This window comes from Salmonella sp. 2018103, from assembly GCF_026247685.1.
GTDB lineage: Bacteria > Pseudomonadota > Gammaproteobacteria > Enterobacterales > Enterobacteriaceae > Salmonella > Salmonella enterica.
Map to the genome: position 1 here is coordinate 1,459,300 of NZ_CP111029.1, position 21,295 is coordinate 1,480,594.

At 54.8% G+C, this 21,295-nt stretch carries 24 protein-coding genes; 18 read left to right on the forward strand and 6 right to left on the reverse strand.

What is annotated here, in order from left to right:
- The first annotated feature begins 14 nt into the window (after positions 1-14).
- On the forward strand, positions 15-500 hold the full coding sequence (gene sixA / locus OLG56_RS06940; protein ID WP_001195801.1) for a phosphohistidine phosphatase SixA: 486 nt from the start codon (positions 15-17) through the stop codon (positions 498-500).
- 99 nt (positions 501-599) lie between these two features.
- On the opposite strand, the gene smrB is transcribed toward sixA, so the two are convergent.
- Complete coding sequence (smrB, locus tag OLG56_RS06945) at positions 600-1,151, reverse strand: endonuclease SmrB (protein ID WP_000730794.1); 552 nt, start codon at positions 1,149-1,151, stop codon at positions 600-602.
- 165 nt (positions 1,152-1,316) lie between these two features.
- Here smrB and prmB point away from each other — a divergent pair, with 165 nt between their 5' ends.
- The 6 genes from prmB to OLG56_RS06975 are packed head-to-tail and all read left to right on the forward strand — an operon-like array spanning position 1,317 to position 5,863.
- Positions 1,317-2,249: a 50S ribosomal protein L3 N(5)-glutamine methyltransferase gene (prmB, locus tag OLG56_RS06950; RefSeq protein ID WP_001542329.1), complete on the forward strand. Its 933-nt coding sequence runs from the start codon at positions 1,317-1,319 to the stop codon at positions 2,247-2,249.
- A 35-nt stretch (positions 2,250-2,284) separates the two neighbouring features.
- The gene (gene aroC, locus OLG56_RS06955) at positions 2,285-3,370 is read left to right on the forward strand and encodes a chorismate synthase (RefSeq protein WP_000918457.1); all 1,086 of its coding nucleotides are present in this window, start codon (positions 2,285-2,287) and stop codon (positions 3,368-3,370) included.
- 3 nt (positions 3,371-3,373) lie between these two features.
- Positions 3,374-4,198 carry a penicillin-insensitive murein endopeptidase gene (mepA, locus tag OLG56_RS06960; RefSeq protein ID WP_000750429.1) on the forward strand — a complete coding sequence of 275 codons (825 nt, stop codon included), beginning with the start codon at positions 3,374-3,376 and terminating at the stop codon, positions 4,196-4,198.
- Positions 4,198-5,007: a sulfite exporter TauE/SafE family protein gene (locus OLG56_RS06965; RefSeq protein WP_000368599.1), complete on the forward strand. Its 810-nt coding sequence runs from the start codon at positions 4,198-4,200 to the stop codon at positions 5,005-5,007. Before mepA ends, OLG56_RS06965 begins: the two co-directional genes overlap by 1 nt.
- Positions 5,007-5,555: an elongation factor P hydroxylase gene (locus OLG56_RS06970; RefSeq protein ID WP_001089211.1), complete on the forward strand. Its 549-nt coding sequence runs from the start codon at positions 5,007-5,009 to the stop codon at positions 5,553-5,555. The genes OLG56_RS06965 and OLG56_RS06970 overlap by 1 nt, the downstream gene beginning before the upstream one ends.
- 32 nt (positions 5,556-5,587) lie before the next feature.
- The gene (locus OLG56_RS06975) at positions 5,588-5,863 is read left to right on the forward strand and encodes a YfcL family protein (RefSeq protein ID WP_000559749.1); all 276 of its coding nucleotides are present in this window, start codon (positions 5,588-5,590) and stop codon (positions 5,861-5,863) included.
- Positions 5,864-5,914: 51 nt separating this feature from the next.
- Here OLG56_RS06975 and mnmC read toward each other — a convergent pair whose 3' ends face one another.
- Entirely contained in the window at positions 5,915-7,915 is a 2,001-nt protein-coding gene (gene mnmC / locus OLG56_RS06980) for a bifunctional tRNA (5-methylaminomethyl-2-thiouridine)(34)-methyltransferase MnmC2/FAD-dependent 5-carboxymethylaminomethyl-2-thiouridine(34) oxidoreductase MnmC1 (protein ID WP_061377300.1), read from the reverse strand.
- A 159-nt stretch (positions 7,916-8,074) separates the two neighbouring features.
- Here mnmC and fabB point away from each other — a divergent pair, with 159 nt between their 5' ends.
- Positions 8,075-9,289: a beta-ketoacyl-ACP synthase I gene (gene fabB / locus OLG56_RS06985; protein WP_000817159.1), complete on the forward strand. Its 1,215-nt coding sequence runs from the start codon at positions 8,075-8,077 to the stop codon at positions 9,287-9,289.
- A gap of 97 nt (positions 9,290-9,386) precedes the next feature.
- Complete coding sequence (locus tag OLG56_RS06990) at positions 9,387-10,043, forward strand: CPBP family intramembrane glutamic endopeptidase (protein WP_001142909.1); 657 nt, start codon at positions 9,387-9,389, stop codon at positions 10,041-10,043.
- A gap of 66 nt (positions 10,044-10,109) precedes the next feature.
- Here the strand turns inward: OLG56_RS06990 and OLG56_RS06995 are convergent, their stop codons facing one another.
- From OLG56_RS06995 to OLG56_RS07005, 3 genes are all read right to left on the reverse strand, one after another.
- A complete protein-coding gene (locus OLG56_RS06995) occupies positions 10,110-10,628 on the reverse strand; it encodes a YqhG/Tai3 family protein (protein WP_061377301.1) in 519 nt (172 codons plus the stop codon).
- A complete protein-coding gene (locus OLG56_RS07000; protein ID WP_061377302.1) occupies positions 10,628-10,996 on the reverse strand; it encodes an NlpC/P60 family protein in 369 nt (122 codons plus the stop codon). The genes OLG56_RS06995 and OLG56_RS07000 overlap by 1 nt, the downstream gene beginning before the upstream one ends.
- A gap of 168 nt (positions 10,997-11,164) precedes the next feature.
- On the reverse strand, positions 11,165-11,413 hold the full coding sequence (locus OLG56_RS07005) for a helix-turn-helix domain-containing protein (protein ID WP_039519157.1): 249 nt from the start codon (positions 11,411-11,413) through the stop codon (positions 11,165-11,167).
- 172 nt (positions 11,414-11,585) lie between these two features.
- On the opposite strand from OLG56_RS07005, the gene OLG56_RS07010 reads away from it, so the two are divergent.
- Together OLG56_RS07010 and OLG56_RS07015 are read left to right on the forward strand one after the other, a co-directional pair.
- On the forward strand, positions 11,586-11,960 hold the full coding sequence (locus OLG56_RS07010; protein ID WP_001051266.1) for a MerR family transcriptional regulator: 375 nt from the start codon (positions 11,586-11,588) through the stop codon (positions 11,958-11,960).
- Positions 11,961-12,139: 179 nt separating this feature from the next.
- Complete coding sequence (locus tag OLG56_RS07015; RefSeq protein WP_000127731.1) at positions 12,140-13,318, forward strand: MFS transporter; 1,179 nt, start codon at positions 12,140-12,142, stop codon at positions 13,316-13,318.
- On the opposite strand, the gene flk is transcribed toward OLG56_RS07015, so the two are convergent.
- Complete coding sequence (gene flk, locus OLG56_RS07020; protein ID WP_000553396.1) at positions 13,315-14,316, reverse strand: flagella biosynthesis regulator Flk; 1,002 nt, start codon at positions 14,314-14,316, stop codon at positions 13,315-13,317. The genes OLG56_RS07015 and flk overlap by 4 nt on opposite strands.
- A 103-nt stretch (positions 14,317-14,419) precedes the next feature.
- Here flk and pdxB point away from each other — a divergent pair, with 103 nt between their 5' ends.
- The 7 genes from pdxB (at position 14,420) to dedD (ending at position 21,203) form a co-directional block, all read left to right on the forward strand.
- Entirely contained in the window at positions 14,420-15,556 is a 1,137-nt protein-coding gene (gene pdxB, locus OLG56_RS07025; RefSeq protein ID WP_001630102.1) for a 4-phosphoerythronate dehydrogenase PdxB, read from the forward strand.
- Between the two features lie 67 nt (positions 15,557-15,623).
- Complete coding sequence (locus OLG56_RS07030; protein ID WP_023136744.1) at positions 15,624-16,637, forward strand: aspartate-semialdehyde dehydrogenase; 1,014 nt, start codon at positions 15,624-15,626, stop codon at positions 16,635-16,637.
- Positions 16,637-17,449 (forward strand): tRNA pseudouridine(38-40) synthase TruA, encoded by an 813-nt coding sequence (gene truA / locus OLG56_RS07035; RefSeq protein WP_000016631.1) that lies wholly within the window; start codon positions 16,637-16,639, stop codon positions 17,447-17,449. Before OLG56_RS07030 ends, truA begins: the two co-directional genes overlap by 1 nt.
- A gap of 48 nt (positions 17,450-17,497) precedes the next feature.
- Positions 17,498-18,157 carry a DedA family protein gene (locus OLG56_RS07040; protein WP_000364317.1) on the forward strand — a complete coding sequence of 220 codons (660 nt, stop codon included), beginning with the start codon at positions 17,498-17,500 and terminating at the stop codon, positions 18,155-18,157.
- 149 nt (positions 18,158-18,306) lie between these two features.
- The gene (accD, locus tag OLG56_RS07045) at positions 18,307-19,221 is read left to right on the forward strand and encodes an acetyl-CoA carboxylase, carboxyltransferase subunit beta (protein WP_000118383.1); all 915 of its coding nucleotides are present in this window, start codon (positions 18,307-18,309) and stop codon (positions 19,219-19,221) included.
- 67 nt (positions 19,222-19,288) lie between these two features.
- A complete protein-coding gene (gene folC / locus OLG56_RS07050; protein WP_000792289.1) occupies positions 19,289-20,557 on the forward strand; it encodes a bifunctional tetrahydrofolate synthase/dihydrofolate synthase in 1,269 nt (422 codons plus the stop codon).
- Complete coding sequence (dedD, locus tag OLG56_RS07055; protein WP_061377303.1) at positions 20,547-21,203, forward strand: cell division protein DedD; 657 nt, start codon at positions 20,547-20,549, stop codon at positions 21,201-21,203. Before folC ends, dedD begins: the two co-directional genes overlap by 11 nt.
- Positions 21,204-21,295: the final 92 nt, after the last annotated feature.

Genomic DNA, 21,295 nt, shown 5'->3' on the forward strand with positions numbered 1-21,295 from the left:
AAAAGCGGTGCAATATGCAAGTTTTTATCATGCGTCACGGCGACGCAGCCCTCGATGCCGCCAGTGATTCGGTTCGTCCCTTGACCCCCTGTGGGTGTGACGAGTCTCGCCTGATGGCGAACTGGCTGAAAGGTCAAAAAGTGGATATCGAACGTGTTCTGGTGAGTCCGTTTCTTCGGGCCGAACAGACGTTAGATGTGGTCGGCGATTGTATGAATCTGCCGGCTCAGGTGGATGTCCTGCCGGAGCTAACGCCCTGTGGCGATGTCGGTCTGGTCAGCGCCTACCTCCAGGCGCTGGCCAATGAAGAGATCGGATCGGTGCTGGTGATCTCTCACTTACCTCTGGTCGGATACCTGGTATCTGAGCTTTGTCCGGGCGAAACGCCGCCGATGTTCACGACGTCCGCAATTGCCAACGTTACGCTTGATGTAAGCGGCAAGGGGACATTCAACTGGCAAATGAGTCCCTGCAATCTGAAAATGGCGAAAGCGATTTAATCTTTGCTGCCTGATGGCGCTTCGCTTATCAGGCCTACGACAGCGTTGGCTGTTCGTAGGCTGGATAAGGCGCTTGCGCCGCCATCCGGCAATTCCGCATCAGGGTAATTCGGGCGGTTGCCACTCTTCCACTTCAATCAACACCAGCAGCGCGGCGTCGCCGCCGTACTCTTTTGGCGCTTGGTGAAAGGCCATCACATGCGGATGCTGCGCCAGCCATAACGGCGTTTGCTGTTTCAGAATATGTTTACCGTGTCCATGCATGACGCAGGCGCAAAAAATATGTTCCCGACGGCAGGCAGCAATTAGCGCCCCCAGTTCCTGCTTGGCCTGAAGCTGCGTTAAGCCGTGTAAATCCAGAAACAGTTCCGGCGAATAGTCGCCACGGCGCATTTTTTTTAGCTCGAAATGGCTGACATCTTCACGGACATACTTTACCGGCCCTTCCGTATTGAGCAGCGGCTGGAACTCATCAGAAAAATAGTGGCTGGCGTCCGCCTGTTCCTGAATTAACCTTCGGGTAGGGACTTCCGTGATTTTCTTGCGCAGTGGCCGATGGACGATAGTATCCTGTTTAATCTTTCGGGTGCCGACCATCAGCTGACGGAACAGCGCCTGGTCCTCCTCGCTGAGCGATGTTTTCTTTTTCATTCGTGGGTCTCGTCTGATCTTTTGCCTTAGTTTACCCGACCCGGAGGATATCCGAACGGTCAAAACGGATTTTTCGTATTCTCCCGCCGCGTCAATGCTGATTTATCCCTGTCTTCGTGGCAAACTAGCCGCCGAATTTAATGCGAGCATGCCCTGGAGGAATACGTGGATAAAATTTTCGTCGATGAAGCAGTAAGTGAACTGCATACCATTCAGGACATGTTGCGCTGGGCGGTAAGCCGCTTTAGCGCGGCGAATATCTGGTATGGACACGGTACCGATAACCCGTGGGATGAAGCGGTACAACTGGTGTTGCCGTCTCTTTATCTGCCGCTGGATATTCCGGAAGATATGCGGACCGCGCGGCTGACGTCCAGCGAAAAACACCGCATTGTCGAGCGAGTGATTCGTCGCATTAACGAGCGTATCCCGGTCGCCTACCTGACCAATAAAGCCTGGTTCTGCGGCCACGAATTTTATGTCGATGAGCGCGTGCTGGTGCCGCGTTCGCCGATTGGCGAGCTGATTAATAACCACTTCGCCGGCCTTATTAGCCAACAGCCGAAATATATTCTGGATATGTGTACCGGTAGCGGCTGCATCGCCATCGCCTGTGCTTATGCTTTCCCGGACGCAGAGGTTGATGCGGTCGATATTTCGCCGGATGCGCTGGCTGTCGCCGAGCATAACATTGAAGAACACGGTCTTATCCATCACGTGACGCCAATCCGTTCCGATCTGTTCCGCGATCTGCCGAAAGTTCAGTACGATCTGATTGTCACTAACCCGCCTTATGTCGATGCGGAGGATATGTCCGATCTGCCGAACGAATATCGCCACGAACCTGAGCTGGGGCTGGCGTCCGGCACTGACGGCCTCAAATTGACCCGCCGTATCCTGGGGAATGCGCCGGATTATCTGTCCGATGATGGTGTTCTGATTTGTGAAGTCGGAAACAGCATGGTACATCTGATGGAGCAGTATCCGGATGTGCCGTTCACCTGGCTGGAGTTTGACAACGGCGGCGATGGCGTCTTTATGTTGACCAAAGCGCAGTTGCTCGCGGCCCGTGAACATTTCAATATTTATAAAGATTAAAACACGCAAACGACAACAACGATAACGGAGCCGTGATGGCAGGAAACACAATTGGACAACTCTTTCGCGTAACCACTTTCGGCGAATCACACGGGCTGGCGCTTGGGTGTATCGTCGATGGCGTGCCGCCCGGCATCCCGTTGACGGAGGCCGATCTGCAGCACGATCTCGACAGACGCCGCCCCGGCACCTCGCGCTATACTACCCAGCGCCGCGAACCGGACCAGGTAAAAATTCTCTCCGGCGTGTTTGATGGCGTGACGACCGGCACCAGCATTGGCCTGCTGATTGAAAACACCGATCAGCGCTCGCAGGACTACAGCGCGATTAAAGATGTCTTTCGTCCGGGGCACGCGGATTACACCTATGAGCAGAAATACGGCCTGCGCGATTACCGTGGCGGTGGACGTTCTTCCGCGCGTGAAACCGCGATGCGCGTAGCGGCAGGGGCGATCGCCAAGAAATACCTGGCGGAAAAGTTCGGCATCGAAATCCGCGGCTGCCTGACCCAGATGGGCGACATTCCGCTGGAGATTAAAGACTGGCGTCAGGTTGAGCTTAATCCGTTCTTTTGTCCCGATGCGGACAAACTTGACGCGCTGGACGAACTGATGCGCGCGCTGAAAAAAGAGGGTGACTCCATCGGCGCGAAAGTGACGGTGATGGCGAGCGGCGTGCCGGCAGGGCTTGGCGAACCGGTATTTGACCGACTGGATGCGGACATCGCCCATGCGCTGATGAGCATCAATGCGGTGAAAGGCGTGGAGATCGGCGAAGGATTTAACGTGGTGGCGCTGCGCGGCAGCCAGAATCGCGATGAAATCACGGCGCAGGGTTTTCAGAGCAACCACGCTGGCGGCATCCTCGGTGGCATCAGTAGCGGGCAACACATTGTGGCGCATATGGCGCTGAAGCCTACCTCCAGCATTACCGTGCCGGGACGTACGATCAACCGGATGGGTGAAGAAGTCGAGATGATCACCAAAGGGCGCCACGATCCGTGTGTGGGGATTCGCGCAGTGCCGATCGCAGAAGCCATGCTGGCGATCGTGCTGATGGATCACCTGCTGCGCCATCGGGCACAGAATGCGGATGTAAAGACAGAGATTCCACGCTGGTAAGAAATGAAAAAAACCGCGATTGCGCTGCTGGCATGGTTTGTCAGTAGCGCCAGCCTGGCGGCGACGCCGTGGCAGAAAATAACTCATCCTGTCCCCGGCGCAGCCCAGTCTATCGGTAGCTTTGCCAACGGATGCATCATTGGCGCCGACACGTTGCCGGTACAGTCCGATAATTATCAGGTGATGCGCACCGATCAGCGCCGTTATTTCGGCCACCCGGATCTGGTCATGTTTATCCAGCGGTTGAGTCATCAGGCGCAGCAACGGGGGCTCGGAACCGTCCTGATAGGCGACATGGGGATGCCTGCCGGAGGCCGCTTTAATGGCGGACACGCCAGTCATCAGACCGGGCTTGATGTGGATATTTTCTTGCAGTTGCCGAAAACGCGCTGGAGCCAGGCGCAGCTATTGCGCCCGCAGGCGTTAGATCTGGTGTCCCGCGACGGTAAACATGTCGTGCCGTCGCGCTGGTCGTCGGATATCGCCAGTCTGATCAAACTGGCGGCACAAGACAACGACGTCACCCGTATTTTCGTCAATCCGGCCATTAAACAACAGCTTTGCCTCGATGCCGGAAGCGATCGTGACTGGCTACGTAAAGTACGCCCCTGGTTCCAGCATCGCGCGCATATGCACGTGCGTTTACGCTGCCCTGCCGACAGCCTGGAGTGCGAAGATCAACCTTTACCCCCGCCGGGCGATGGATGCGGCGCTGAACTGCAAAGCTGGTTCGAACCGCCAAAACCTGGCACCACAAAGCCTGAGAAGAAGACACCGCCGCCGTTGCCGCCTTCCTGCCAGGCGCTACTGGATGAGCATGTACTCTGATGGACAATTTTTATGATCTGTTTATGGTCTCCCCGCTGCTGCTGGTGGTGCTGTTTTTTGTCGCCGTACTGGCAGGATTTATTGATTCTATCGCCGGGGGCGGAGGGCTGCTCACTATCCCTGCGCTGATGGCCGCCGGGATGTCGCCGGCAAACGCGCTGGCGACCAATAAATTACAGGCGTGCGGCGGCTCCCTCTCGTCTTCGCTCTATTTTATTCGCCGTAAAGTGGTAAACCTGGCCGAGCAAAAGCTCAATATTCTGATGACGTTCATTGGCTCGATGAGCGGCGCGCTGCTGGTGCAGCACGTGCAGGCGGATATTTTGCGCCAGATCTTGCCCATCCTGGTGATTTTCATCGGCCTCTATTTTTTATTGATGCCGAAGCTGGGCGAGGAAGATCGCCAGCGTCGCCTGTATGGATTACCGTTCGCGCTGATAGCCGGGGGATGCGTCGGGTTTTACGACGGTTTTTTCGGGCCTGCCGCCGGGTCGTTTTACGCTCTGGCGTTTGTCACCTTATGTGGCTATAACCTGGCGAAATCCACGGCGCATGCCAAAGTGCTTAACGCTACCTCCAACGTTGGCGGCCTGCTGTTATTTATCATCGGCGGCAAAGTGATCTGGGCGACGGGCTTTGTGATGCTGGTTGGTCAGTTTTTAGGGGCGCGAATGGGGTCGCGTCTGGTGTTGAGCAAAGGCCAAAAGCTTATCAGACCGATGATCGTTATTGTCTCGGCGGTAATGAGCGCCAGGTTACTTTATGATAGCCACGGACAGGAGATCCTCCACTGGTTGGGGATGAATTAATGAACAGTACGCACCATTACGAACAGTTAATTGAGATTTTTAACGGCTGCTTTGCCGAAGAATTTAATACCCGTCTGATTAAAGGCGACGACGAACCGATCTATCTTCCTGCTGACGCGCAGGTACCGTACCACCGTATCGTCTTTGCGCATGGGTTTTACGCCAGCGCGCTGCATGAGATTTCTCACTGGTGTATCGCCGGTAAGGCGCGCCGCGAACTGGTTGACTTTGGTTACTGGTACTGCCCGGACGGACGCGACGCGCAGACCCAAAGTCAATTTGAAGACGTGGAGGTGAAGCCACAGGCCTTCGACTGGTTGTTTTGCGTGGCGGCGGGGTATCCCTTTAACGTCAGTTGCGACAATCTGGAAGGCGATATTGAGCCGGATCGCGTGGCGTTTCAGCGCCGGGTTCATGCGCAGGTAATGGCGTATCTGGAGCAGGGCATTCCTGAACGTCCGGCCCGCTTCATCAAAGCGCTACAGAATTACTATCACACGCCCGAACTTAAGGCGGAACAGTTCCCGTGGCCGGAAGCGCTTAATTAAAGCCAGCGCCACGTTTACAATGAGGAAAGAAGATGATCGCGGAGTTTGAATCACGCATTCTGGCATTAATTGACGATATGGTAGAGCACGCCAGCGACGATGAGCTTTTTGCCAGTGGATACCTGCGTGGCCACCTGACGTTAGCCATTGCCGAGCTGGAGAGCGGTGATGACCACTCCGTTGAGGCGGTCTATGCCAACGTTAGCCAAAGTCTGGAAAAAGCGATCGGCGCCGGTGAACTGTCGCCGCGCGATCAGGCGTTAGTCAAAGCCATGTGGGACAATTTGTTCGACAAGGCAAAACAATAACGCCGAGGGCCGGAAGGCGACGCTTGCCGCCTTCCGCTATTGACTGGCCCATTACTTCACCGCTTTTCCCTTCAATAACTTTCTCACCCATAACCGATTCGGATTTAACGCCGCCAGCGTACCGGCATCCAGTGGAATCGGCTCGTTACTCATCTGCGCCGCCAGAATTTCTGCGCATAATGGCGCTGAGCACAAACCACGCGATCCCAGCGCGCCGAGCATAAATAAACCCGGATACACAGGCGCAGGCGCCGCCGACGTTTTATTATCGGCTAAATCGGCGTAATGCGTCAGCGTGGCGTGGTAATCCGGGACATTGCCCACCATCGGCAGATGGTCGCGGGTGGCGCAACGCACGCCGCAACGGGCGCTGTTGCCGCTAACGTCAACCTCTGTGGCCCATTTCGCATCCGGAAAACAGTCAAGCAGACGCTGTCGGTTCTGACGCTGATCTTCTTCGCGCCAGACGGTGCTTTCGTCGCCCCGGTGATAGCTGGCGCCAATACAGTGCTGCTGATTATGCGGATTTTGCGGCGTCAGATAGCCGTCGTAGCATAATACCTGACGCAACGCCGAGAGGGCGGGGGTGGTGGGAATATGACTGACCTGCCCCCCGACGGCATAAACCGGCAGCGGCCGGGTCTGAACAAAACGGTTAATCTGATGGCCGTTCGCCAGGACGACGGCCTCATGGCTGGCGGTTTCACCTGACGTAAAGCGCAGTTGCCAGCGCGACTCCTGCGCAACGAGCGACGTGAGCGTATGGCGAAAGCGCGTTTGTAAACCTTGTTCGGTCGCCAGTGCGATGACTGCGCGAGTTAATTGTTCCGGGCACAGCCAGCCGCCTGCCGGATAGGTAATTCCTCCGCAGCGTGTCGTCACGCCAACCGCCTGTACCGCCTCTTCGGCATTGAGCGCCGAGGCCAGTCCGGCGGGCAGCACCAGGGACAGCATCTGGGCAATTTTCTGCTGGCTTTTCTCATCCCATCCGAGCTGCGTCACGCCGCACCAGTCATGATCAAAAGAGACGGGCAGGGCATCATACAGGCGACGGGCAAAGGTGAATGCGGTCGGGAAAAAGCGATTAATGGCGGCGTCATGTTTGCTAAGGAGCGGATAAAGCGCGCCCTGTCGATTACCAGAAGCGCCCTGGGCGGGCTGATCATCTGCGCAATAGAGCGTCACCTGCCAGCCGCGACGCAGTAACGCCAGTGATAACAGCGCGCTGGCGATGCCGCCGCCAATGATCGCCGTTTCACGTTTTTCGCTTCCGCTGCGGTAAAACCAGGGCGCGGAAAGGGTCGGCATGAGGTGTTGTTCCATCACTCCGCAAAGCATCTCGCGTTTACGTCCGAAGCCTTTGCGTTTTTGCATGGTAAAACCGGCTTCCTGTAATCCCCGACGAACGAAACCCGCCGAGGTAAACGTCGCCAGCGTTGCGCCGGGCCGCGCCAGCCGCGCCATCGCGTTAAACAGGTTTGGCGTCCACATATCCGGATTTTTCGCCGGGGCAAAACCGTCGAGGAACCAGGCGTCGACTGTTTGATTCAGCGTGGCGTCCAGTTGGTCGGTCAATTCATTAATATCGCCAAACCACAAATCCAGCGTCACCCGGCCCCGATCCAGCAATAGGCGGTGGCATCCCGGGAGCGGCAGCGGCCATTGCGCCTGCAGCTGCTCTGCCCAGGGCGCGAGCTCCGGCCAGTGTTGGTGCGCCAGCGCCAGATCGCCGCGCGTTAACGGAAATTTCTCAAAACTGATGAAATGTAACCTTTGCAGCGTCGCCTGTGGGTGCGCAGAACGAAAGCTGTCAAACGCCTGCCACAGCGTCAGGAAGTTGAGTCCAGTGCCAAAACCGCTTTCCGCGACTATAAATAATGGATGTGAATGTACGGGAAATCGCTCCTCAAGACGATTGCCGCCAAGAAAAACGTAGCGTGTCTCTTCGAGTCCATTGTCATTAGAAAAATAGACATCATCAAAATCTCGGGAAACAGGTGTACCCTCAGCGTTAAATTCGAGTGTGGCGGGTTGTATGGCGTATTGTTTCACGTAAGTTACTCGTCTGACGGGCGGTATCGCGATCTTAACGATGTGTGCCTGACGGCGCAAATTTCCGTACTAAATGGCTGATCGGACTTGTTCGGCGTACAAGTGTACGCTATTGTGCCAATCGAAACTTAAAAATAGTGCGAATTACAGAGGTATTGAATGAAACGTGCAGTGATTACTGGCCTGGGCATCGTTTCCAGCATCGGTAATAACCAGCAGGAAGTCCTGGCATCTCTGCGTGAAGGACGTTCAGGGATCACTTTCTCTCAGGAGCTGAAGGACGCCGGCATGCGTAGCCAGGTATGGGGCAACGTAAAACTGGATACCACTGGCCTCATTGACCGCAAAGTCGTGCGCTTTATGAGCGACGCCTCCATCTATGCTTATCTGTCTATGGAGCAGGCAGTGGCCGACGCCGGTCTGGCGCCGGAAGTCTATCAGAATAACCCGCGTGTCGGCCTGATTGCAGGTTCCGGCGGCGGCTCCCCGAAATTCCAGGTCTTTGGCGCAGACGCCATGCGTAGCCCGCGTGGTCTGAAAGCCGTGGGCCCGTATGTGGTGACGAAAGCAATGGCATCCGGCGTTTCCGCCTGCCTCGCTACGCCGTTTAAAATTTATGGCGTGAACTACTCCATTAGCTCCGCTTGCGCGACCTCCGCACACTGTATCGGCAATGCGGTTGAACAGATCCAACTGGGCAAACAGGACATCGTTTTTGCTGGCGGCGGCGAAGAGCTGTGCTGGGAAATGGCCTGTGAGTTCGACGCGATGGGGGCATTGTCCACCAAATATAACGATACGCCTGAAAAAGCGTCCCGTACCTATGATGCGCACCGTGATGGGTTTGTCATCGCAGGCGGTGGCGGTATGGTTGTTGTCGAAGAGCTGGAACACGCTCTGGCGCGCGGCGCGCATATCTATGCGGAAATCGTCGGTTACGGCGCAACATCCGATGGCGCAGACATGGTTGCTCCGTCTGGTGAAGGCGCAGTACGTTGCATGCAGATGGCGATGCACGGCGTAGACACGCCGATCGACTACCTGAACTCTCACGGTACCTCTACTCCGGTAGGCGACGTGAAAGAACTCGGTGCAATCCGTGAAGTGTTTGGCGATAACAGCCCGGCTATCTCCGCGACCAAAGCGATGACCGGCCACTCGCTGGGTGCCGCAGGCGTGCAGGAAGCTATCTACTCTCTGCTGATGCTGGAGCACGGTTTTATCGCGCCGAGTATCAACATCGAAGAGCTGGATGAGCAGGCTGCGGGTCTGGACATCGTGACCGAAACGACCGAGCGTGAACTGACTACTGTAATGTCTAACAGCTTCGGTTTTGGCGGCACCAACGCCACGCTGGTGATGCGTAAGTTGTAAGCCTGACTATTACGTTGTAGTATCAATAATGAAACAGGTCGCTAATGCGACCTGTTTTTTCATTCAGGGAACAACAAATCATATGGATATTCTATAAATGCCAACTAATACATTAGATAAAATTAGGCATAGTTTGAGTTGTGTGGCTGTTTTATTTGGTTTGCTTGGCATTTTTGTTTTTGCCTCATTTTCGCCTTCCTATGCCTGGCTTTATTTGGCAGGTCTGGCTGCGCCTTTTATATATAGTATTGTTTTTGTCTATGCGATTGCCGCCTGGAGTATTTATTCAAAGTATTATCCGTTTTTATCATTGGGCCGCTTATCATTTGTGGAATGTTTTTTTCCGGCGCTGGCCCTGGTGTGCCTTACCGTTCTCTACAATGCTTTTAGTGGCCCGGAACCCTGGATGGCCGAGTTATCAAGGCAATTTTTTCTTCATAAATTTCTTAACACGCTGGCGATGTGCTTTCTGGCTCCTGTGGCGGAGGAAATTATATTCAGAGGGTTTTTATTAAACAGCAGTATCGGTTGGGGTCGGTACTCAAGAGTTTCCGGTATTATTATTACCTCACTCGCTTTTGCATTTATGCATACACAATATCTCTTTGCGGTGACTTTTGTTTATCTGTTTGTTTTTTCATCGATATTATGCGTTGTTCGAATGAGAAGCCGTGGGTTAATGATACCGATAATACTTCATATTTTAAATAATGCCTGGGTTATTTTCGGCTTACTGTTTTCAGCGACGGAATAAGCGCCTGATGCAATAGGCGCTTTAACCTCTCCGGTACGAACAAGAGACCGATGGCGGTTCCCTTTTTTAATGCTTCTTATATTCCTGCGCGACTTTCGCTGACCAGGCCTCAGCCTGGGTGATGGCGCCTGCGTCATAAATCGGCTGTTCATAACCCTTATCAGCATCCCGAACGCGGTAAATTTTCCAGCGTCCCTCTTCCCAACGGGTATAAACTTCCAGGTGGATGGGCGTTGACCCTGTAGCCAACAGAACATCCACTTTTTCTCCGCCGAGGAAAGGGTGTGCCTTCCCAACCCGTAACTGTGGAATCCACTCTGGCGCATAGTCCTGCGCATACATAAAATAATCAGCCCCTACAATCTCCTGTTCATAAAGGGACTGTATTAGCGCCAGGCGATGAATAACCTCTTTAGCAACGTAACGTTGCATTAAGGCGGTGGTGTCGTCAGGGGTATTCACATCGTTCGTGAACGTCGTCATCCATGAGGTATAGAACTGCTTCACGGCCTGAGTACTGTCGTGATGAGGCGCAGAGCAACTACAAAGCAACAGGATAAGCGCGACAAGGGAGAACGTTTTCATTAATTCTTCCTGTAGATGGTATATGAGGGCTTAGCTGCCCGGTAGCCCGGGCCGGCCCACATATCGCGTTGTTTAAAATCTGAATACCACTCTGTGCCATCATATATCGCCATGTGACCACTCGGGTTTCCGCCAGCGTAAGGTTGAATAATGATGACGTCACCCTCGCGCGGCATTTCATAGGTACCAATAGCGGTGAATCCGGCGCTTCTTAACATTGGGCCATAATCTTTTGCATGATATGTATGCCCCAGCGTGATACCGCCCGCCTGAATTGCCTTTCGGGTAAATTCCGCACACCGGCCTTGAGAATGAGAACCTGCATGCGTTTTGGCATAATTAACCGCCATTCTTTTATCCCAACTCATAATGATTCCTGTTAATAAAATACGTAATAGCAACGACGTAATGCTTTAACAGTATTTGATTCGGGAAGCATGACAAATAGTGCTATTACTATTTTCAATAGAATATGTTTAAATATTTATTAATTGTTGAGATTGATAAGTTAGGGCCAATTTATTCAACATTAATTATTATTCTGCGGTATTGGCATCATTTTTTATTTGCATATCGCCATAGCGCGACGGCCAGATCTCCTGCGGCGTGATGCCAAGCGCGTCCGCAATAATCTGTTCGGCTCTCGGCCAGGAGCGGGTAAAGACATTGCGCAGTGAGTCAGGTGATAAACCGGCCTGACGAGAAAGATCTCTGAGCGTAATACCTCTTTTTTCCAGTGCACTTTTAATATCTGCACGATGCCAGTCTTGGCTTTTTGGTTCCATTCTGTAATCCTAAGAAGATGTGTTATCGGCACCGATATTTTTAAAGTGAAAATTAGCGTGAGAAAAAGAAAGTTACTTTCTTTTTCACTCTAAGAATAGTGCCAGAAAGAAAGCAAAATTTCGCGCAAAAGAAGAAATATTTTTATTTCATCAAAGGAAAGGAAAGAAACCGATGGCAAAGGAATGGTTCACGGTTAAGGAATGTCTTGGCTTGCCGGGGTTTCCGGGAAGCGAGCCTGCGGTTCGCGAACGTTTGTATAAGTACAGCGAAGGGAAAGAGGGGGTCAGGCGTAAGCGTGTTAAATCAAAGGCCGAGGAGTTTCATATATCTGTTTTCCCTCTTTATGTTCATCGTTATCTGGACGACAGCGGAGAGGAACCGACGCCAGAACCCATTTCCTTACAGGAAGCGGAGCCTGAAGATATTTGGGAGATGATGTTCAGGTTACTGACGCCAGAACAGCGCAAGCAGGTGACCGGACGGTTTAAGGTGAGAGGGATGAAAGCGGTCTTTCCCTTTCTGTTTGATGACACGCCGCCACGTTGATACCCTGGCTGCAATTTCAAGGTTGACAAGTTTCGCGTCTCACAGGCAGACTTCACTCTCTACATTATCCTTCCGATAATGCGTAAGCGTTTAACGTTATCCAACGCACCTTAATCCTGACGTTCAGGTAGAGGGGGGCGTGGCCTTTCCCCGCCTTACTCTGCATTCTGGAGTAATGCATGACAGCAGTTAGCCAAAAAACAACGACCCCGTCTGCGAATTTTTCGCTGTTCCGCATCGCCTTTGCGGTTTTCCTGACCTATATGACGGTCGGCCTGCCGTTACCCGTCATCCCGCTTTTTGTCCATCACGAACTGGGCTATAGCAATACGATGGTTGGGATCGCCGTGGGCATTCAGTTTTTTGCGACGGTACTGACGCGCGGCTATGCCGGACGGCTGGCGGATCAATATGGCGCTAAACGATCGGCGTTACAGGGGATGTTTGCCTGCGGGCTGGCGGGCGCCGCCTGGCTCCTGGCCGCGCTGTTGCCGGTTTCCGCGCCGGTAAAATTCGCGCTGCTTATTGTCGGGCGCTTAATTCTCGGTTTCGGCGAAAGCCAGCTGCTGACCGGAACCCTGACCTGGGGACTGGGGCTGGTTGGCCCAACGCGTTCCGGTAAGGTGATGTCGTGGAACGGAATGGCGATTTACGGCGCGCTGGCGGCCGGTGCGCCGTTGGGCTTGCTGATCCATAGCCACTTTGGCTTCGCGGCGCTGGCGGGAACGACGATGGTTTTACCGCTGCTGGCCTGGGCATTCAACGGCACCGTGCGTAAAGTGCCTGCGTATACGGGGGAGCGACCTTCACTGTGGAGCGTGGTCGGGCTTATCTGGAAACCGGGCCTGGGCCTGGCATTGCAGGGCGTGGGCTTTGCCGTCATCGGTACGTTTATTTCACTTTATTTTGTCAGCAATGGCTGGACGATGGCGGGATTCACCCTGACCGCGTTTGGCGGTGCGTTTGTACTGATGCGCATGTTGTTCGGTTGGATGCCGGACCGCTTTGGCGGCGTGAAGGTCGCCGTTGTCTCATTGCTGGTTGAGACGGCAGGACTGCTGCTCTTGTGGCTGGCGCCGACGGCCTGGATAGCGCTGGTAGGCGCGGCGCTCACCGGGGCAGGGTGTTCACTGATTTTCCCGGCGCTGGGCGTGGAGGTTGTGAAACGCGTACCTGCACAGGTACGCGGTACGGCGCTCGGCGGCTACGCCGCGTTTCAGGATATCTCCTACGGCGTTACCGGCCCGCTGGCGGGCATGCTGGCCACGTCATGCGGCTATCCTTCCGTATTCCTCGCGGGAGCGATCTCCGCGGTGGTTGGCATCCTGGTGACGATATTATCGTTCCGGCGCGGTTAAGAAACCAGCCAGAAAAGCGCCAGTACAATTATTAGCGCGATAAACAACAGGCCTGGCCGTGCAGACAGATTTTTCACGGTTTCAATCATCGGCGCGAACGGGCGGTAGATGGGTTGAATAGAGAGCGGTTCGAGCTCATTCGCCTCCCGCTCTACGCGACGCAGGAAAATATGGTTAAGTAAATCCTGCACCTGGGCGGTGGTCAGCACCGTTTGCGGCTGAATTTGATAAGTGTGTTGGGCATACTCTTTGATCGCCGTGAGCTCGTCTGGCTCCAGCGGTTGTTTTAACGCAGCCTGCAGCGTATGTAGCGTAGGCGCGTGTTGTAGTGACAGCGTCTGCCGCGCCTGTAGCCATGTCGCCAGATGGGTAAACTGCTTTGCCGGAATGAGCTCGCCGCTTTTCACGCCGGAGAGTTCCAGCATTGATTGCCAGATAAGTTTGTTTGACTCGCCGGTCGCGGCCGCCAGCTTCGTCACCAACTGATTCAACGTATTATGTTCAGCAGGCAATAATGGCCGATCCGTTGCCGGACGTTGCTGCGGCTGCGGAATGGAAAGCTGCCCCTGTTGCAGGAGCGTCAGCACGTTTTTGAGTTGATCGGGCGTAAGCTGGCTAAGCGCGGTTTGACCGTATTGCTGACGGATAAAATCGCTGACGGCCTGACGATTATTCCCGACGCCAAGCAGCTCTGTTAGCTGTGAAAGCACCTGACGATTGGCGTGATTTTGCTGCGCTACGCCCAGACGCTGGGTAAGATTCTGTTCAGCGGCGGGGAAGTGGCGCGACAGTAGCGGCGCGTCATTTTTTATCCCCAGATCGTGTTTCATTCCGGCCCATACTTCCGCGCTTTGCTGCTGGGTCAGTGAAATCAGGCGCGTGATCAGCCTTTCCAGTACCGTACGCTGTTGCATGGAAAGCGGCTGCTCGCTCGCAGCGGAAAGAGGATTACGCCCTTCGCCTGGAGGCTGTGCAGGGGCGCCGGAGATGGGATGCATAATTAATTATCCTTTAACCATAAATCTGAGCAATATATGCCTGGCGGCCAGATTATGGCACACTTGTCCGGTTAACTCTCGTTCTCAAACAGGTACGACAGTCGTGAAAATTCTCGTTGATGAAAATATGCCTTACGCCCGCGAATTATTTAGCCGCCTGGGTGAGGTAAAGGCAGTGCCGGGTCGCCCGATCCCCGTTGAAGAATTGAACCATGCCGATGCGTTAATGGTGCGTTCGGTCACGAAAGTGAATGAATCGCTGCTGAGCGGCACGCCGATTAACTTCGTTGGTACTGCTACGGCAGGCACCGATCATGTGGATGAGGCATGGCTGAAGCAGGCGGGCATCGGTTTTTCAGCCGCGCCCGGCTGTAATGCTATCGCCGTGGTGGAGTATGTGTTTTCCGCGCTGTTGATGCTGGCCGAACGTGACGGCTTTTCGTTACGCGATCGCACTATAGGGATTGTCGGCGTGGGTAACGTCGGAAGCCGGCTACAGACCAGGCTTGAAGCGTTAGGTATCCGCACGTTGCTGTGCGATCCGCCACGCGCCGCACGCGGGGACGAGGGTGATTTTCGTACGCTGGATGAGCTGGTGCAGGAAGCGGATGTCCTGACTTTCCATACGCCGCTTTATAAAGACGGACCGTACAAAACGCTGCATCTGGCCGATGAGACGCTGATCCGTCGACTGAAACCCGGCGCCATTCTCATTAACGCCTGCCGCGGTCCGGTGGTGGATAACGCCGCGTTGCTGGCGCGACTTAATGCCGGGCAGCCGCTGAGCGTGGTGCTTGATGTGTGGGAGGGCGAACCGGATCTTAACGTCGCGCTACTGGAAGCCGTGGATATCGGCACGTCGCATATTGCCGGCTATACGCTGGAAGGCAAAGCGCGCGGCACCACCCAGGTCTTTGAGGCGTATAGCGCGTTTATTGGCCGCGAGCAGCATGTCGCGCTGGAGACATTACTGCCTGCGCCTGAGTTTGGTCGTATTACGCTTCACGGCCCGCTGGATGAACCGACGCTGAAAAGACTGGCGCATTTGGTGTATGATGTGCGCCGCGACGATGCGCCGCTGCGTAAAGTCGCTGGAATTCCGGGTGAATTTGATAAATTGCGTAAAAATTATCTTGAGCGCCGTGAATGGTCGTCTTTATACGTGATGTGTGACGACGAAACGGCAGCCGCCTTGCTGTGTAAGCTAGGTTTTAACGCTGTTCATCACCCGGCACATTAATGTCTTCTTAATGCTCCCTGTCGAATAATGCGACAGGGACGCTTATGTATTTCTGGAGTAAATCACCATGTCTGAAGGCTGGAACATTGCCATTCTGGGCGCAACGGGCGCCGTAGGCGAAGCCCTGCTTGAAACACTGGCTGAACGCCAGTTCCCGGTCGGTGAAATTTATGCGTTGGCGCGTCATGAAAGCGCGGGCGAGCACCTCCGTTTTGGTGGCAAGTCGGTCATTGTCCAGGATGCGGCGGACTTTGACTGGACGCAGGCGCAGTTGGCGTTTTTCGTTGCCGGCGCAGAGGCATCGGCTGCCTGGATAGACGACGCGACCAATGCAGGCTGCCTGGTGATAGATTCCAGCGGTCTGTTCGCGCTGGAGCCTGATGTGCCGCTGGTCGTGCCGGAAGTTAACCCGTATGTACTGGCGGATTACCGTAACCGTAACGTGATTGCGGTCGCCGATAGTCTGACCAGTCAACTGCTGGCGGCGCTCAAGCCGTTAATCGATCAGGGGGGACTGTCGCGCATCGCCGTCACCAGTATGTTATCAGCGTCCGCGCAGGGGAAAAAAGCGGTCGATGCGCTGGCCGGACAGAGTGCGAAGCTGCTTAACGGCATACCGATTGATGAAGATGATTTCTTTGGCCGCCAGTTGGCGTTCAATATGCTGCCGCTGCTGCCGGATCGTGAAGGCAGCGTGCGCCAGGAACGTCGTATCGTCGATGAAGTGCGTAAAATTTTGCAGGACGATGGCGTGATGATCTCCGCCAGTGTCGTGCAGTCGCCGGTGTTCTATGGCCATGCGCAGATGGTGAGCTTTGAAGCGCTCCGTCCGCTGGCGGCGGAAGAGGCGCGCGAGGCGTTTTCCCGCGGTGAAGATATCGTACTGTCAGAAGAGTCGGATTACCCGACGCAGGTGGGCGACGCTTCCGGCAATCCACAGCTTTCTATTGGCTGTGTGCATAATGATTACGGTATGCCGGAACAAATTCAGTTCTGGTCAGTGGCGGACAACGTGCGTTTCGGCGGCGCGCTGATGGCCGTTAAAATTGCGGAGAAGCTGGTGCAGGAGTATCTGTACTGATGTCCGGACAGCAATCATCGCCGGTCTATAAAATTGCGCTGGGTATTGAGTACGACGGCAGCAAGTATTATGGCTGGCAGCGTCAGAATGAAGTGCGCAGCGTGCAGGAAAAGCTGGAAAAAGCGCTCTCGCAGGTGGCAAATGAACCTATTAACGTGTTCTGCGCCGGGCGTACCGATGCCGGCGTTCACGGCACCGGGCAGGTTGTCCATTTCGAAACGACCGCATTGCGCAAAGATGCGGCATGGACGCTGGGGGTAAATGCGAATTTGCCTGGTGACATTGCCGTGCGCTGGGTGAAAACTGTACCGGATGATTTTCACGCGCGATTTAGCGCTACGGCTCGCCGTTATCGCTATATCATCTACAATCATCGACTGCGTCCTGCGGTGTTAGCAAAAGGCGTGACGCATTACTATGAGCCGCTGGATGCAGAGCGGATGCATCGCGCGGCGCAGTGTCTGCTTGGTGAAAATGATTTTACCTCGTTTCGCGCAGTGCAGTGCCAGTCGCGCACGCCGTGGCGTAATGTGATGCACATCAACGTTACTCGCCACGGCCCTTATGTGGTGGTCGATATCAAAGCGAATGCCTTTGTTCATCATATGGTCAGGAATATTGTCGGCAGCCTGCTGGAAGTAGGCGCTCACAACCAGCCGGAGAGCTGGATCGCAGAGCTGTTAGCGGCCAGGGACAGAACGCTGGCGGCGGCAACGGCGAAGGCGGAAGGGCTATATTTGGTTGCGGTGGATTACCCTGACCGGTTTGACCTTCCAAAACCGCCAATGGGCCCGCTATTTCTGGCGGACTAATCCGAATCGTACACCCGAAACGTGTCGGGTAGAAAGGCAAAGACAAATATGGACCTGATCTACTTTATTATTGATTTTATTCTGCACATCGATGTGCATCTGGCGGAGCTGGTCGCGGAGTACGGCGTCTGGGTGTACGCTATTTTGTTTTTGATTCTGTTTTGTGAAACCGGCCTGGTCGTCACGCCGTTCCTGCCGGGCGACTCGCTGCTGTTTGTCGCCGGGGCGCTGGCTTCGCTGGAAACCAACGATCTCAATGTGCATGTCATGGTGGCGTTAATGCTGATCGCCGCAATTGTCGGCGATGCGGTAAATTACACGATTGGTCGACTGTTCGGCGAAAAACTGTTCAGTAATCCGAATTCGAAAATTTTCCGCCGCAGTTACCTGGATAAAACCCACCAGTTTTATGAAAAACACGGCGGTAAAACTATCATTCTCGCTCGCTTCGTGCCGATCGTCAGAACCTTTGCGCCGTTTGTGGCAGGGATGGGGCACATGTCCTATCGGCATTTTGCCGCTTATAACGTCATCGGCGCGCTGCTGTGGGTGCTGCTCTTTACCTACGCCGGTTATTTCTTCGGTACGATACCGTTGATTCAGGATAACCTTAAGCTGCTGATTGTGGGGATTATCGTGGTTTCGATATTACCTGGCGTCATCGAGATTATTCGGCATAAGCGCGCTGCGTCGCGTGCCGCAAAATAGAAAGTAACTCAGCGGTTCGACCACTTTTTTATCCAAAGTTTCGGGCTGTTATGTTTTAATGTGCAACATTCATGGTCTGTTGGGGGCAAAAATGGCATTATGCGCCCCTTATAATAAAGCTGACTAAGGTTCAGGCAGAAAGGTCACCAATGAGCTGGATTGAACGAATTAAAAGCAACATTACTCCCACCCGCAAGGCAAGCATTCCTGAAGGGGTGTGGACCAAGTGTGATAGCTGCGGTCAGGTTTTATACCGCGCTGAGCTGGAACGTAATCTTGAGGTCTGTCCTAAGTGTGACCATCATATGCGCATGTCGGCGCGCAATCGCCTGCATAGCCTGTTAGATGAAGGTTCCCTTGTGGAGTTGGGTAGCGAGCTGGAGCCAAAAGACGTGCTCAAGTTCCGCGACTCCAAAAAATATAAAGACAGACTGGCGTCCGCGCAGAAAGAAACCGGCGAGAAAGACGCGCTGGTGGTCATGAAAGGGACGCTTCACGGTATGCCGGTTGTCGCCGCCGCGTTTGAATTCGCGTTCATGGGCGGCTCAATGGGGTCTGTCGTTGGCGCACGCTTCGTTCGTGCCGTTGAACAGGCGCTGGAAGACAACTGTCCGTTAGTGTGTTTCTCTGCTTCCGGCGGCGCGCGTATGCAAGAAGCGCTGATGTCGCTGATGCAGATGGCGAAAACCTCGGCGGCGCTGGCTAAAATGCAGGAACGTGGTCTGCCCTACATCTCGGTATTGACCGATCCAACAATGGGCGGCGTTTCCGCCAGTTTTGCGATGCTGGGCGATCTCAACATCGCCGAGCCAAAAGCCCTGATTGGCTTCGCCGGCCCGCGCGTTATCGAACAGACCGTTCGCGAAAAACTGCCGCCAGGATTCCAGCGCAGTGAGTTCCTGATCGAAAAAGGCGCTATTGATATGATCGTCCGCCGCCCGGAAATGCGCCTGAAGCTGGCGAGCATTCTGGCGAAGCTGATGAATCTGCCCGCGCCGAACCCGGACGCCCCGCGTGAAGGCGTGGTGGTGCCTCCGGCGCCGGATCAGGAGTCTGAGGCCTGATAACTGAAAAGGGCAGGGCCGCAGGCTCTGCCCTTTTGCTTTTCACCGTAAAGAAGCAGCGGAATCAATGAAAAACAAATCTATACCTCAAGCTGCGTCGCCCCTGGCCTCGTGGCTTTCTTATCTGGAAAACCTGCACAGCAAGAGTATCGATTTAGGCCTTGAGCGCGTAAGCCAGGTGGCAGCGCGTCTGGACATCCTCAAGCCTGCGCCGTTCGTTTTTACCGTTGCGGGAACCAACGGCAAAGGTACGACCTGTCGCACGCTGGAGTCGGTGTTAATCGCGGCGGGATACCGTGTGGGCGTCTATAGTTCGCCTCACCTGGTACGTTACACCGAGCGCGTGCGCGTGCAGGGGAAAGAATTAGCGGAATCCGCGCATACCGCGTCCTTTGCGGAAATAGAAACGGCGCGCGGCGATATTTCATTGACCTATTTTGAATATGGCACGTTGTCGGCATTGTGGCTGTTTAAACAGGCTAACCTTGACGTGGTGATTCTGGAGGTCGGGTTGGGCGGGCGCCTGGACGCCACAAACATTGTGGATGCCGATGTAGCGGTAATTACCAGCATCGCGCTTGACCATACTGACTGGCTGGGGCCGGATCGCGAAAGTATCGGCCGCGAGAAGGCCGGGATTTTTCGTGCGGAAAAACCCGCTATCGTCGGCGAACCGGAAATGCCGGCAACCATCGCGGATGTCGCGCAGGAGACCGGCGCGCTGTTGCGGCGTCGCGGCGTTGACTGGCGTTATGAGGTGACAGCGACCCACTGGGCGTTTACCGATGGTGACGGCACACTTGCCGGACTGCCGTTGCCGCAGGTTCCCCAGCCGAATGCCGCCACCGCCCTGGCCGCGCTGCGCGCCAGCAGGTTGAACATTGACGAGCAGGCGATTCGCGACGGTATTGCGCAGGCTACCTTGCCGGGACGTTTTCAAATCGTGAGTGAGTCGCCGCGCGTTATCTTTGATGTTGCCCATAATCCTCACGCGGCGGAATACCTGACGGGTCGTCTGAAAATGTTGCCGAAACGCGGGCGCGTGCTTGCGGTGATTGGTATGCTGCATGATAAAGATATCGCCGGCACGTTAGCCTGGTTGAAAAGCGTGGTTGACGACTGGTATTGTGCTCCGTTAGAGGGGCCGCGCGGCGCGACGGCGGAACAACTTCTGGAACATCTGGGGAAAGGGAATGTCTATGATAGCGTCGCGCAGGCATGGCAGGCCGCTATCGACGCGGCGCAGCCAGAAGATACCGTGCTGGTGTGCGGATCATTCCACACCGTCGCACATGTTATGGAAGTGATAGACGCGGGGAGAATCGGTGGCGAGTAAGTTTCAGAATCGTTTAGTCGGCACGATTGTGTTAGTCGCGCTGGGGGTTATTGTGCTTCCCGGTCTGCTGGACGGACAGAAAAAGCATTATCAGGATGAATTTGCTGCGATTCCACTGGTACCGAAGCCTGGCGACCGCGATGAGCCGGATATGATGCCTGCCGCAACGCAGGCGCTGCCGACACAGCCGCCGGAAGGGGCGGCTGAAGAGGTGCGGGCGGGAGATGCGGCAGCGCCGTCTCTGGACCCGTCGCGCATGGCGTCTAACAATGTCGAGCTTGATCCGATACCGGTGGAGACGCCTAAACCGAAGCCGCAGCCTAAACCGCAACAGCCGGTTGTCGTCGCTTCCACGCCGACGCCCGCGCCGAAACCGGCCGCCGACGATAAACCTGCGCCGACCGGCAAAGCTTATGTCGTACAGTTGGGCGCGCTGAAAAACGCGGATAAAGTCAACGAGATAGTCGGCAAGCTTCGTTCCGCCGGGTTCCGGGTTTATACTTCCCCCTCAACGCCGGTACAGGGTAAAATAACCCGTATTCTCGTCGGGCCGGATGCGTCGAAAGATAAGATGAAAGGATCGCTTGGCGAGCTCAAGCAGATTTCCGGGTTAAGCGGCGTGGTGATGGGATATAGCCCGAACTAAGGCGCGTTTTGCCCGACTGCGCAGCGTTAAGGCCTACGGTGTTCATCTGGTAATAGCCGAAGTTCTGTAGGCTGGATAAGGCGTTTACGCCG